Origin of the sequence: Haliea sp. (assembly GCF_040221975.1) — a bacterium.
Classification (GTDB): domain Bacteria; phylum Pseudomonadota; class Gammaproteobacteria; order Pseudomonadales; family Halieaceae; genus Haliea.
Map to the genome: position 1 here is coordinate 66,327 of NZ_JAVJWR010000032.1, position 12,464 is coordinate 78,790.

10 protein-coding genes are annotated in these 12,464 nt (G+C 63.7%); 7 read left to right on the plus strand and 3 right to left on the minus strand.

All coding sequences use genetic code 11. The features are described 5' to 3' along the window. Positions 1–9: 9 nt before the first annotated feature. The 3 genes from RLO07_RS14900 to RLO07_RS14910 form a co-directional block, all read right to left on the minus strand. Positions 10–2,895, minus strand: coding sequence for a DUF748 domain-containing protein (locus tag RLO07_RS14900; RefSeq protein ID WP_462292932.1), 2,886 nt, complete (start codon positions 2,893–2,895; stop codon positions 10–12). Positions 2,896–2,975: 80 nt separating this feature from the next. Beyond that, positions 2,976–3,974, minus strand: a complete 999-nt coding sequence (locus RLO07_RS14905) for an AraC family transcriptional regulator (protein WP_462292933.1) — start codon at positions 3,972–3,974, stop codon at positions 2,976–2,978. Next, complete coding sequence (locus RLO07_RS14910; protein WP_462292934.1) at positions 3,975–5,159, minus strand: GGDEF domain-containing protein; 1,185 nt, start codon at positions 5,157–5,159, stop codon at positions 3,975–3,977. A 132-nt stretch (positions 5,160–5,291) separates the two neighbouring features. Between RLO07_RS14910 and RLO07_RS14915 the strand changes: the two genes are divergently transcribed. Genes RLO07_RS14915 through RLO07_RS14945 form a run of 7 tightly spaced genes read left to right on the plus strand, consistent with a single transcriptional unit; the run spans position 5,292 to position 12,408 of the window. Then, complete coding sequence (locus RLO07_RS14915; RefSeq protein WP_462292935.1) at positions 5,292–6,467, plus strand: acyl-CoA dehydrogenase family protein; 1,176 nt, start codon at positions 5,292–5,294, stop codon at positions 6,465–6,467. Positions 6,468–6,489: 22 nt separating this feature from the next. Then, positions 6,490–7,263, plus strand: coding sequence for an SDR family NAD(P)-dependent oxidoreductase (locus tag RLO07_RS14920; protein ID WP_462292936.1), 774 nt, complete (start codon positions 6,490–6,492; stop codon positions 7,261–7,263). 12 nt (positions 7,264–7,275) lie between these two features. Further along, the gene (locus RLO07_RS14925; protein WP_462292937.1) at positions 7,276–8,409 is read left to right on the plus strand and encodes a CaiB/BaiF CoA transferase family protein; all 1,134 of its coding nucleotides are present in this window, start codon (positions 7,276–7,278) and stop codon (positions 8,407–8,409) included. A gap of 31 nt (positions 8,410–8,440) precedes the next feature. Then, positions 8,441–9,223 carry an enoyl-CoA hydratase/isomerase family protein gene (locus RLO07_RS14930; RefSeq protein WP_462292938.1) on the plus strand — a complete coding sequence of 261 codons (783 nt, stop codon included), beginning with the start codon at positions 8,441–8,443 and terminating at the stop codon, positions 9,221–9,223. Between the two features lie 11 nt (positions 9,224–9,234). After that, complete coding sequence (locus RLO07_RS14935; protein WP_462292939.1) at positions 9,235–10,023, plus strand: enoyl-CoA hydratase; 789 nt, start codon at positions 9,235–9,237, stop codon at positions 10,021–10,023. 34 nt (positions 10,024–10,057) lie between these two features. After that, positions 10,058–11,593, plus strand: a complete 1,536-nt coding sequence (locus RLO07_RS14940; protein ID WP_462292940.1) for an acyl-CoA carboxylase subunit beta — start codon at positions 10,058–10,060, stop codon at positions 11,591–11,593. A 47-nt stretch (positions 11,594–11,640) separates the two neighbouring features. Then, entirely contained in the window at positions 11,641–12,408 is a 768-nt protein-coding gene (locus RLO07_RS14945; protein WP_462292941.1) for an SDR family NAD(P)-dependent oxidoreductase, read from the plus strand. Positions 12,409–12,464: the final 56 nt, after the last annotated feature.

Genomic DNA, 12,464 nt, shown 5'->3' on the forward strand with positions numbered 1-12,464 from the left:
GACGACACCTCAGGTATCCACGGACAGCTCCACGCCGCTGAAAGTATTGGCTTCGGCCTCCAGCTCCGGTGCTGCCAGAACCACCCGCTCGGGGTCGACTGCCCCCTCATTGACCAGGAAGCGCTTGCTGCTGGCAGCGCGATCGCTGGCCAGCGCCAGCAGCGCGCTGTCCGGCACTGGCCACTGGTCGCGCAGGATCCGCGCCTGTTGCAACAGGGACGGCGCCGACTGCTCCGGATCCTGCGACGCAGTCGTGTCCAGCTGGGCGTAGCGCTCGGCGATTACCGTCTGCCAGGCCTCGCTGCGCTCGCTGATGTCCTCCGCGCTGAGCCCCTGTTGCAGCAGCGCCGCCCGCAGCAACTGCTCCTGCAGGCTCGTCCGGTCTGTCTCCGGGTCGATCAGGCCGGTGATAACCAGGCTCAGCCCCGGTCGCTGTTGCATGGCGGTGGCCAGATCGCGCAGCTTGCCTTGGCCGTGACTGTCCAGGTCACTGCCGCCGGCAGGAAAATCAACGGTACGCAGGTCCTCGCTGCTGCCCACCAGACTGGCAAGAAAGCTGAAGGGTGCGGTGATTGCCTTGCTGAGCAGGTTCACGAAGGCGCCGGCGATGACGCTGCCGAGACTGAACTGCGGGTTGTTTACATCCCCGCTGACCGGGACCGCGAGGTCGATGACGCCGTTGCTGTCGGTCAACAGGGCAATCCCCAGGCGCAGTGGCAGGTCGAGGGCCTTGTCGCTGGCTACCCGGTCGCCCAGCTTGAGCTGGTTGATCACGATCCGGTTGTCCCCCTGCAGGCGGTTGTTTTGCAGGCTGTAACCCAGTTGGGCATTGAGGGTGCCGCGCTCAATCGCATAGCCGGCATAGGTTCCGGAATAGGGCGTCAGACGGGCCATATCGAGACCGCGAAAGTTCAGGTCCAGATCCAGGGCCGGTGGCGACCGCAGGGGGCTGGCGGTGCCGGTCAAGGTGACCGGTGCGTAACCGTCAACCGAGCCGCGCAGGTCCACCTGCAGCGCTTCTGCGGGGTCACTGCTCAGGTTGGTAATGCTGCCATCGAGATCGCCAATGACGGTGCGGAACTGGATTGGCAGTGATTGGTCCTGGAAGTCAATGGCACTGTCGGCAACAAAGATTGCCGGAGCGCTGAACTGCCACTGAGCCTGCTCCCCGGATCCGGCTTCGGACTCGGACTCGGACTCGGACTCGGACTCGGACTCGGACTCGGACTCGGACTCGGAAGAGGTGCCCATTTCGGCGTCTGCTTGCTGTTCCAGCAGGCGCTGAATGTTGATGCTGCCATCCTCCTGGATGTGCAGGCGCCCCTGGTAGCCCTCCAGATGCAGCTCTGCCAGAGTGATGCTGCGTTCCGGCATGGCCACAGCCAGGCCCTCCCAGTGCAGGTTGTCCCAGCGCGTCAGAGCGTCCTCGGCGCCGTGCAGGACCATGGCAAAGTCGGTCACGGCGCCATCTACTGTCACGGTCTCGGGCTGAAAATCGGCCAGCGTGAGGCGGCCAGCGCTCCGCGCTGCGCCGCTGCTGATTTCGGCGCGCAGGAGCGACGGCAGGTTGGGGCCGAACCAGGCCAGCGGCAGTCCCTCCAGGGCAAAGTCGAGCTCCGCGCTGCCCGTACCGGGATCCACGCTGCCCGCAGCTTCCAGGCTGGCGAGCTGGTTGATCTGCAGGGCCAGGGTGAGGTCGCTGGTGCCCCGGGCAGGCCAGTGCAGATCGCGCAGCTCCGCGGTCAGCGGCCGGATCGTGAGCAGGCCTGGCTCGGTGAACTCGCTGCGCCAGGCCGCTTCGCTGTTGCGCAATTCGAACAGGCCCAGGTGCAGGCGCCAGGGGGAGCCCGTCGCCGTTTCGTCGTCGTCATCCGCCGTGGTTGCGGGCATTGCAAACAGCTCCGCCAGGCTCACCTGATTACCCTCGCTCCAGCCGCGCAGGTTCAGACCATCCGCTGTGACGCGCCCCAGGTCGAGGGTTTGCTGGCTGCCGTCAACGCTGATAGCGGCCAGCTTCAGGGATGCCAGTGCCACCCCTGTATCCGGCAGGCGCTCGCTGTCGAGGGGACTGATCCGCGTATTGATGATCTCGATGTTGCCGTCAGTCACCGAGTAATCCACAGCGTCCTGCCAGGAGGCACTGTACTGCAGGGACAGATTGAGCCGGCTGCTGACAAGTTCGAAAGCGAGCCACGGTTCGGCGAAGCGCCAGATCGGGCGCAGGTCAATGTCCTCCAGCTCCAGGCTGCCTCTGCTGCTGCCGGAGGCGAGGGACAGGTCCCCCTGCCATTGCAGCTGGCCGCCACCCTCGCCGCGGGCCTGGAGACGATAGGGTTGGCCCGCTGTCGTGACGGTGGACAGGTCGGTGACTGCCAGCTGCAGGCCGTCCAGGTAGGTGTTGTAGCCATCGGGATGTTGCTGGTCGGTAACTTCGATCCGCTCCGCGCTCAGCTGCAGGGAGCCGATGGCGAGCGCTGGCAGCTCACCGGAGTCGGTGTCTGTTGGGATTTCCTCTTCTGTTCCGGGAGGCGACGGCAGCAGGTCGCTGACATTGAGGCTGCCGTCGGCATTGCGCTGCATATGCAGGTACAGTTGCTCCAGAGCCACGGTATCGAACACCAGGCCCGAGCGGATCAGGCTGGCCAGGGAAAAATTGACCTCGGCCCGATCGAAGTCCAGGAAGCGACTGTCGTCGGGCTCGGCCAGGGCCCCCTGGCGGATTTCCAGCGCCAAAGTGAACGGGTTGAAGAGCACCAGCTCGGTGGTGAGGGTGCGCCCCCACTGCTCTTTCGCCAGCCAGGGCGGGAGGAAATTAAGCGCCGGCAGCACGATAAAAAACGCAACGGCGAGATAGGCGGCGTAGGCGTAAATCAAACCTCTAAACGGGGTTCGCACAGTACGGTCTCCTTGCGCGTCAATGGTCGGCACGTCACCGTACTATAGTCAAGTGGCTGCCCGCGGGCATCCCTGCAGGTTCAGAGTCCCTTGCGATAGGTATAGGGGGTGACGCCGGTCCAGCCCTTGAAGGCGCGAATAAAGGCGCTGGACTCGGAAAAGCCCGCACGGCAGGCGATGTCCTCAATCGAGAGTCCCTGCTTGCCCAGGTAGTGCAGTGCAGTATCGCGCCGCAGCTGGTTTTTGATGTCCTTGAAAGTGGTGCCTTCAGCGGACAGGCGTCGTCGCAGGGTCTGCGGGTGGATATCGAGGGACTCCGCTACCGCGCCCAGTTCCGGCATCTCGTGCAGGCTGTGGCGGATCTGGTCGCGGACCCGGGCGGTCCAGCTGTTGCGCTGGAAGTCCTGGGTCAGCATCATCAATACCGGATGGCGCAGATAGTGGCGCAGGCTCTGTTCGGTCTGGGAGATGCGCTTGTCCATCAGGGTCGTCGAAAATACCAGCTCACAGTATTCGGCATCGAAATGGACAGGGTTGGCAAGGAACATGTGCCGATAGTCCTCTGGTCGTGCAGCGGGTGCATAGGCCAGGTTGACCGCTTGCAGCGGCAGGTGCTCCTGCACCAGCCAGCTGCCGAAGCGATGGGCATTGAACAGCATCAGCTCGACCGGATAGGGCTTTGGCGGGTCCTGTGGGTCCTGCTGCAGCCGCAGCCTCACCAGGTCGGACTCTTCCAGTAAGGCGGGGAAGGGCGTTGCTTCAAACAGTTGGAAAAAACGGCAGTAGCGGTTCAGGGCCTGGCCCAGGGTTTCACAGCCGATGACCGCATGGCACATCATCGACCAGGTGCCGATTGGCAGACGGCGACTGGTGTAGCCCAGGGCTTCGTCGTTCATGGCCAGCATGGTGCTGACTTGAAGATCGGCGAAGCGTTCGATGGAGATGCGTGCACCCTCCTCCAGCAACAGACGCGGGGATATCCGGTTCTTGCGCAGCAGCTGCATGGGATCCAGGCCAATGGCGACGGCGTTGCGCAGTACCGCCCGGGCGAAGTACACCGATATCGACAGTTCGCGCACTCAGTGTCCTGCCGTACTGTTGCTGATCTGGAGCGACCGGTGCTCGACGGCGGCTACCCGGTTGCGTCCGCTGCGCTTGGCCAGTTGCAGGGCCAGTCCGGCGTCCTTGCACAGCCGGTCGAGACTCATGGCACCCAGCGCCTCGGCAATGCCCACGCTCACCGTGGCCGTTATCGGCTGCTCGTCGACCTGCAGCGAGGTGTCCGCAAGCCGGCTGCGGATACGCTCGGCGAGCTTGCGGGCTGCAGCCAGATCCGAGTTGGGCAGAATTGCCAGGAACGTGTCGCCGTCATAGCGGGAGAGGACATCGCTGGCGCGGCACTCCACTTCCAGGCACTGGGAAACCTGCTGCAGCACCTTGTCACCGGCGTCTGCACCGAAGTGGTCGTTCAGCCGCCGCAGGTGGTCTACATTGAGCATTACCGCTGCCGTGGGCTGGTTGTGTCGTTCGGCAGTGGCGAGAGTGACGTGCAGGGCTTTTTCCAGCCCGCGTCGGTTGAGCAGTCGGGTCAGGGGGTCGAGCGTGGTGAGTTGCGCGAGTTGCTGTCGCTGGTCGACCAGAATGCTGGCCAGGAAGCCCACTCCCGCAAGTACGTGAGCGCCACCCTGCAGGGCGTAGGCGAGTCCGGCGGCCGTGGCGGGAGCAACCGCGGTGCTCAAAGAGGGCGTCGAGGGCAGAGCGAGCGCCAGCATGGCTGCGCACATGACTACCCCGCCGAGGGCCATGATGCTGTCACCCGCGTTGTGCGACTGCCAGCCGCGGCCACCGGACACTACGGCCAGTACACCCCAGAACAGCGCGGTAGTCGCCGCGTAGGCCTGCAACATCGGTGCCGGCTCGAGAAAAAAGACCGCCAGGCAGGCTCCGGTACAGCAGATGCCCGCGGCGTAGCGGCCGCGACCCATTTCCGCGCGCTGCATGATTGCCAGCAACAGTACATAGCTGCTGATCATGGCGGCTACCGCGGGAACATTGATCGCCACCTCAAGATTGGCCACTTCGGCAACCGTGAATGCAATCCAGGCCAGCAGCGCGGTCATGAAATACACGCTGTAGAAACCGAGGCCCGCAGGTGCCCGGGTGGAGTTGCTCAGGGTGTACAATACCAGCAGCTGGGCGCAGACCATGGCCGTGGCCAGACCGTAGTGGGCGATGAGGATGGTGTCGGCAAGACTGCTCTGCATCGATGGTCAGGACTCTGGGTGCTGGCGCTGTCAGTTTAGGTCAATTAATTTGTCGGCACAGGTCATTGCTGGTACTGGCGCCGCTGAACATACTGGCGGATGTTGATTTTTTAGCCACCAGAGGCAACAGACATGCTGCAACGCGACTTCACCGATGAACAGAACATGTTCCGGGATGCCTACCGCAAATTCCTCGCTGCGGAGATTGTGCCACATATGGAGTCCTGGCGAGAGGCTGGAATTGTCGATCGCTCCGCCTTCCGCAAGGCCGGCGAGCAGGGGTTCCTGATGGTGTGGCCCGAGGAAAAGTACGGTGGCATGGGCGATCCCGACTTTCGTTTTGAGCAGGTCATCATCGAAGAGACCGCCTACGCCAGGGCAGGGGACTGGTACAGTACCCTGCACAGTCGCCTGGTTGGTCCCTACTTCACCCGCTTTGGCAGTGAGGAGCAGTGCCAGCGCTTCCTGCCAGGCTGCGTCAGCGGTGATACCATTCTCGGTATCGCCATGACCGAGCCGGACGCCGGCAGCGATCTGGCGGGCATGCGCTCCACCGCGGTGGAGTCTGACGACCACTGGGTTCTGAACGGCTCCAAGACCTACATTTCCAATGGCATCAACGCCGATGTGGTAATCGTGGCGGCCAAGACCGACCCCGACAACAACCCGCACCACATGACGCTGTTCATCGTCGAGCGCGGTATGCAGGGCTTCGAGCGTGGCCGCAACCTGAAGAAAATGGGGATGAAAGCCCAGGATACCTCCGAACTCTTCTTCAACGAGGTCAAGGTGCCTAAGGCCAATGTGCTGGGCGAGCCGGGCAAGGGATTCATTTACTTGATGGAGGGCCTGGCCGAGGAGCGCCTGATCGGTGCCTGTGGCTATTTGTCCGCAGCGCAGCTGTCCTGGGATCTGACCGCTGAATTTGTTCGCGAGCGCAAGGTCTTTGGCAAGCCGCTGGCGGCATTCCAGAATACCCAGTTCAAGCTGGCAGAGATGCGCACCCAGCTGGACATTGCACAAATTTATGTCGACCAGTGCGTGCGGGCGTTCAATAATGGCGCCCTGACGGCGGTGGATGCGGCCAAGGCGAAGCTGGTTACCAGCGAATTGCAGGTGGCCGCCGCAGACCTCGGGGTCCAACTGCACGGCGGTGCCGGTTACATGGATGAGTACCCGATCAGCCGCCAGTGTACAGACGCCAAGATCGCAACCATTTATGCGGGCAGCTCCGAGGTCATGAAAATCATCATCAGCCGGGACTGCCTGTCGGACAAGTATACGCCGTTCAATACGCGCAATTTTTGATCAACTGTACCAGGAGAACAGCATGGAACTCGCAGGAAAAGTAGCAATCGTAACCGGCGGTGCCTCCGGGCTTGGCCGCGCCACCGTGGAGGCCTATGTCGCCAAGGGCGCCAGGGTCGCGATCTTTGACCTCAACGAGGACAACGCCAAAGAAGTCATTGGCCAGCTGGGTGAAGACAAGGTCGCCTTCTGGAGCGTCAACGTGGCCGACGAAAATGTGGTCCGCGAAGCCGTCGCCGGCGTGGTCGAGAAGTTCGGCGCCGTGCATATCTGCAACAACTACGCCGGCATCGGCAGCGCCTGCAAGACCCTGGGCAAGAACGGTCCGTTTCCGCTGGACCAGTTCATGCCTATCATCAACGTGAACCTGGTGGGCACCTTCAACGTCTCGCGTTTCGCTGCCGAGCAGATGGCCAAGAACGAGCCCATCAACGATGATGGTGGTCGCGGGGTGATCATCAACACCGCCTCCATCGCTGCGATGGAAGGCCAGGTGGGTCAGCTGGCCTACAGCGCCAGCAAGGGCGGCATCGTCGGCATGACCCTGCCCATGGCCCGCGACCTGGCGAGCTACGGTATTCGCGTCAACACCATCGTTCCCGGCCTGATCCACACGCCCCTGTTTGAGATGATCCCGGAAGAGGCCTACAAGTCGCTGGAGAGCAGCGTCTGCTATCCGCGGCGCCTGGGCAAGGCCGGGGAGATCGCGCACCTGGCGGTATTTATCGCCGAGAATGACTATGTGAACGGCGAGTGCATCCGTCTCGACGGCGCTATCCGCATGCAGCCGCGCTGAGGGGCGCTTGATATGGGTCCCTTGAATGGTTTCACCGTTATCGAGCTTGCCGGGATAGGTCCCGCGCCCATGGGCGGGATGATACTCGCGGACATGGGCGCGGAGGTCATCCGCATCGAGCGCGCCAACGGCACCGATCTGAAGAAGATGCATGATGTCAGCGCCCGCGGCAAGAAGTCCGTGGTTCTCAACCTGAAGCAGCCCGAAGGGGTAGAGACCCTGCTGCGGATGATCGAGAACGCGGATGTGCTTATCGATCCCTATCGCCCGGGTGTCTGTGAAAAGCTGGGCGTGGGGCCGGAGGTCTGCCTGCAGCGCAATCCGCGCCTCGTGTTCGCGCGGATGACCGGCTGGGGCCAGGAGGGCCCCCTGGCCCACGCTGCGGGTCACGACATCAACTACATCTCGCTCACCGGAGCGCTGTTTGCCACCGGACGCCGCGGCGAGAAGCCGGTGCCGCCACTCAACCTGGTGGGCGACATGGGCGGCGGCGGCATGCTGCTGGTCAACGGCGTGCTGGCGGCGTTGCTGGAAACGGCGAATTCCGGCAAGGGCCAGGTCATCGATGTGGCCATGGTGGATGGCGCCGCCCAGCTGATGTGGATGTTCCACGGCTTCCAGTCCATCGGCGGCTGGGATGCCAGTCAGCGCGGAGTCAACCTGCTGGATGGCGCGGCCCACTTCTACGACACCTATGAGTGTGCCGACGGCCAGTACATCTCTGTGGGCTCGATCGAACCGCAGTTCTACGCCCTCTTGAAGCAGCTTGCGGAGCTGCCGGAAGAAGAGTTCGGCAACCAGAACGACCCGTCGTTATGGCCGGAACTTACGGACAAGCTGGCAGCGGTCTTCAAGCGCAAGGCCCAGGCCGAGTGGTGCGAGATCATGGAGGGCACGGACGTCTGTTTTGCCCCGGTGCTGTCATTCATGGATGCACCCGGCCATCACGCCAACGTTGCTCGCAACACGTATATTGAAGTGGACGGAGTCACGCAGCCGGCACCCGCGCCGCGTTTCAGTCGCACGCCGTCGAGTGTTTCCCATGGCCCCCACAGCCTCGGGGAGGATACCGAGGCCACGCTGGCAGCGATGGGGTTCGCGGAAAGCGAGATCAAGCGGCTGCGGGAATCCGGTACCCTGGGCTGATGCCGGGCAGCGCCACCAACGAGGAGCAAGCATGGCCAATTATGAAACAGTAAAGGTGATACGGCATGATCAGGTGGCCCTGGTCAGCCTCAACCGTCCCGACAGTCTCAACGCCTTCAATGCGGCCTTGCGCCGGGATCTGTTGCAGGCAGTACAGGAAGCCAATGCAGACGACAGTATCCGCGCCGTGGTGCTGGCCGGTGAGGGGCGGGCGTTCTGCGCCGGCGCCGATCTGACGGAAGTGGCGGGGGACGATTTCGATGTTGAAAAGCAGCTCAACACCGAATACAAGCCGGTACTGATGGCAATAACTGACGCGCCCAAGCCCTGGATCAGCGCTGTGAACGGGGCCGCGGCCGGGGTCGGCAGTTCCTTCGCCATGGTCTGTGATCTCACGGTGATGGCTGAGAACGCCTATATTTATCAGGCGTTTGCCGCCATCAGCCTGGTACCCGACGGCGGTGCGACCTGGCATCTTGCCCGTACCCTGGGCCGCAAGCGCGCCTATGAACTGATCGTGTCCGGTGAAAAACTGCCCGCGGCACGCTGCTTGGAACTGGGGTTGTGCAATCGCGTAGTGCCCGCCGAGTCGCTGCTGGCGGATACGCTGCAGTGGGCGCAGGAGCTGGCGGGCAAGGCGCCGCTGGCCCTGCGCCATGCCAAGGCGGCGCTCAATTTTGCCATGGAGCATGGTGTCGATGACGCCATTTCCGAGGAGGCCCGGCTGCAGGCACTCTGTATCGCCAGTGCCGATGCCCGCGAAGGTGTAACCGCCTTCGCGGAGAAGCGTGCGCCGGTATGGCAGGGCAAATAGAGGGGTTATGCATGTCGGAAGCTGAACTCCTGGTCGAGCGCGATGGCGCCGTTGCCACGCTGACCCTGAACCGCCCGGCGGCGATGAATGCGCTGTCGCCGTCGCTGCTGCGGGACCTGTGCGATACCTTCCGCGAGCTGCAGGATGACCGGGACATTCGAGCCGTTATTGTTACCGGCAAGGGGCGGGCCTTCTGTGCTGGTCTGGACCTGAAGGCTCTCGGCAATCATCCCGACGGCCTCGCCGCTTTCGCTATTCACGGGGACAACGATGTCTACGCCGCGCTGCGCGCCTTTGACCGGCCCATCATTATGGGGATCAACGGTGTCGCCGCCACCGGTGGCTTTGAACTGGCGCTGATGGGAGATATTCTCATTGCCTCCAGCGATGCCAGCTTTGGTGATACCCACTGCCGCGTCGGCCTGGCCCCGGGCTGGGGGCTGTCGCAGAAGCTGGCGCGCATCATTGGCCACAGCCGTGCCCGGGAAGCCCATTTCAGCGGCAACTTCATCAGCGCCGGGCAGGCTGACGCCTGGGGCCTGGTGAGCCGGGTCGTGGAACCGGATGCGCTGGCCGCTGCCTGCCGCCAATTGGCGGATGATATTGCCGGCTGTGTGCCCTGGACGGTGAAGGCCTACAAGGCGCTGGTCAACGACGGCCTGGAAATGACCATGGGTGCGGGGCTGGCGATGGAGAAACAGGTCATGACGCATGCCAACGCCCGTGTCTCTGGCGACGATATTGCTGCCCAGCGGCAGGCGGTGATCGGCAGGGGCCAGCAGCAGAAGCAGCAGGGCTGAGCCTTGCTGCGGCGGCCAAAACGAGCGCGGCGTCATGGATGATCAGCTGCGCCCGGAGTTGCTGGCCCTCCGGGAGCGTCTCCTGCGGACCCTGGATGCAGGCCGGACGGAGGCCCGGGAGCGGCGCCACGGAACCGGCTACCGGACCGCTCGGGAGAATCTGGCCGATCTGGTGGATCCCGGCAGCTTTCAGGAATACGGCCAGCTGGCGGTAGCCGCCCAGCGCAGCCGCCGCGACTATCAGGAGCTGCAGTCCAGCACTGCCGCCGACGGCATCATCACTGGCACCGCCACCATCAACGCCGACCACGTGGGCAGTGCCGCGGCGCGTGCTGCGGTTATTGTCAACGATTACTCGGTACTCGCGGGAACCCAGGGCTTCTTCCATCACGGCAAGCTGGACCGCCTCTGTGAGCTGGCGGAGCAGCACCGCCTGCCGGTGGTCATGTATACCGAGGGTGGCGGCGGGCGCCCCGGGGATACCGATGTCCTGACCCAGATCGCCGGCCTGCACCTGCATTCATTTCGCAACTGGGCGCGACTGGCCGGCAAGGTACCGCGAATCGCTGTCAATAACGGTTACTGTTTCGCCGGCAATGCGGCCCTGTTTGGCTGCGCCGATTTCACGATCGCGACCCGCAGCTCCTGGATCGGCATGGCAGGGCCGGCGATGATTGAAGGTGGCGGCCTGGGCAAGGTTGAGGCCAAGGCCATCGGTCCCATCGAGGTCCAGCTGAAGAACGGCGTGGTCGACATCGCCGCGGAAGATGAAGCGGAAGCCACCGCGCTGGCGCGCCAGCTGCTGGGATACTTCCAGGGTCCGGTCGCGGACTGGACCTGTGGTGACCAGACCGCCCTGCGCGAGCTGGTGCCCGCGGACCGGCGCTGGGCCTACCCGGTGCGCAAGGTCATTGAGATCATTGCCGATACCGCCTCCTTCCTCGAATTGCGCCGTGTTTACGGCCGCGGCATCATCACCGGCTTTATCCGCCTCGAGGGCATGCCGGTGGCTCTGGTTGCCAACGATTGCCAGCAACTCGGCGGCGCCGTGGACGCTGAGTCAGCGGAGAAGGCCGCGCGGTTCCTGCAGCTGTGCAATGCCTTTGGGCTGCCGGTACTGTCCCTGACCGACACCCCGGGTTTCATGGTGGGCCCCGCCAGCGAGCAGGAGGCCGCCGTGCGACGCATGTCCTCCCTGTTCCTTGCCGGTGCCAGTCTGGCAGTACCGCTGGTGGCGATTTTTCTGCGCAAGGGCTACGGTCTTGGTGCCATGGCCATGACCGGTGGCAGTTTCAGGGCTCCGGTCTATGCCGCATCCTGGCCCAGCGGCGAGTTTGGCGGCATGGGCCTGGAGGGTGCGGTGAAGCTCGGCTATCGCAAGGAACTGGAGGCGATGGCCGATCCCGTCGAGCGCGAGGCGTTGTTCGAGCAATTGCTGGCGCGCCTGTACGAATCAGGCAAGGCCACCGAGGCGGCCTCCTTTCTGGAGATCGATGCCGTGATTGACCCGGCGGACACCCGCGGCGAGGTGCTCAAGGCACTGCGCACGGCGACTGTTGTTGCGCGCTGACAGGGCGCGCAATTCAGACTACCAACCCGTTTAACCGGAGAATAACGATGAGGAACCTGTTTGATGTGAGTGGCAAGGTCGCGGTGGTGACCGGAGGCTCGCGCGGCATTGGTGCCATGATCGCCGAGGGTTTTGTCGCCAACGGCGTGCGCACCTACATCACTGCGCGCCGGGAAGACGAACTGCAGGCGACGGCGGCGTCGCTGTCACGGCAGGGGGAGTGCATCGCCCTGGTCGCGGACCTGTCGACCGTGCAAGGTGCCACCCGCTTTGTCGCAGAGATCCGCGAGCGTGAGCCGGAGCTGCATATCCTGGTGAACAACGCCGGTGCCACCTGGGGCGCCAGTGTCGATGAGTTTCCCGAGAATGGCTGGGACAAGGTCATGGACCTCAACGTCAAGTCCATCTTCTTCCTCACCCAGCAACTGCTGCCGGCGCTGCGGGCGGCGGGCACGGATACGGATCCGGCCCGGGTCATCAACATCGGTTCAGTGAACGGCATCACCAACAGCCACATGCAGAACTACAGCTATACCGCGAGCAAGGCTGCGGTGCACCACCTTACCCGGCATATGGGCGCCGAGCTGGCGCGGGAGCGGGTGAATGTCAACGCCATCGCGCCGGGCCTGTTTCCCAGCAAGATGACCGCGCACATGGCGGGGCACGAGGAAGAAATGGTCAAGGCGTTTCCCATCAGCCGCATGGGTGCGCCAGAAGACGCAGCCGGTACCGCAATTTACCTGAGCTCCAGGGCCTCCGCCTGGGTAACGGGCCACGTGCTGGTTCTGGACGGCGGGCTGGTTGCGGCTTCCTGAGCCCGTGACAGAGATGGCGGCGGCGCGATAAACACGCCGCCCATAGTGCGCCACCT